The sequence below is a fragment of the Gorillibacterium massiliense genome, assembly GCF_000455485.1.
In the GTDB taxonomy this organism is placed as follows: domain Bacteria; phylum Bacillota; class Bacilli; order Paenibacillales; family NBRC-103111; genus Gorillibacterium; species Gorillibacterium massiliense.
Map to the genome: position 1 here is coordinate 1 of NZ_CBQR020000187.1, position 643 is coordinate 643.

At 44.2% G+C, this 643-nt stretch carries 1 protein-coding gene; it reads left to right on the top strand.

Going from position 1 to position 643, the window contains the following annotated elements; all coding sequences use genetic code 11:
* Nucleotides 1-46 precede the first annotated feature (46 nt).
* Nucleotides 47-235: a hypothetical protein gene (locus TJ79_RS28370; protein WP_155988037.1), complete on the top strand. Its 189-nt coding sequence runs from the start codon at nucleotides 47-49 to the stop codon at nucleotides 233-235.
* The last annotated feature ends 408 nt before the right edge of the window (nucleotides 236-643 follow it).

Consider the following 643-nt stretch of genomic DNA (forward strand, 5'->3'; position numbering starts at 1 on the left):
AATAAATAGAACTAAAAGAATATAGAAATCTGTGTGTTTTTCAGAGATGTCAGGTACTTCACATAACACCGTATTCCCGCTGCGGCCGGCTATGCCGACCTTGGTCTGCCTGAGGATTTTCGGAGAAGTGGATCAGGCAGACAACCCTGCGAGGCAAAGTGGCGGAGCCACCCGGCCTAACGGCCTTAAGCCTCTCGGGTTCGTGAATACAAGAACGTTATCTGCAATTGCCTAAACCTTTATAATAAGGACTGTAAATGACTAAAAAGCCAGGAATATATAACTCAAGTCAAACACGCATCAAGATCAGTCAGAACGAGTGATCTTCATGCGTTTTTAATTATGTAGAGATAGATGAGTTAATGTAATAAAGATTTTTAGCTACCGGATCTAGTCATTGTCAGAATGTTAGGGTTACCTAGTTACGATTATGCATAGAGACAGATAAGGTCAAAACACTCTTTTGTAAGTGAAAACGGGGAAGTAGTTAGTAAAAGATTATAAAGATGAGGTGTAGGTTGCTCGAGAAGAGGCAACAGCAGATAACACCGTTTTCCCGCTGCGGCCGGCTACGCCGACCTTGGTCTGCCCGAGGTTTTTTCTGGGAAGTGGATCAGGCAGACAACCCTGCGAGGCTAAGTGG

Coding starts and splice junctions, on each gene's coding strand:
- TJ79_RS28370 (WP_155988037.1), top strand. CDS start 47: ATGTCAGGTACTTCACATAACACCGTATTCCCGCTGCGGCCGGCTATG.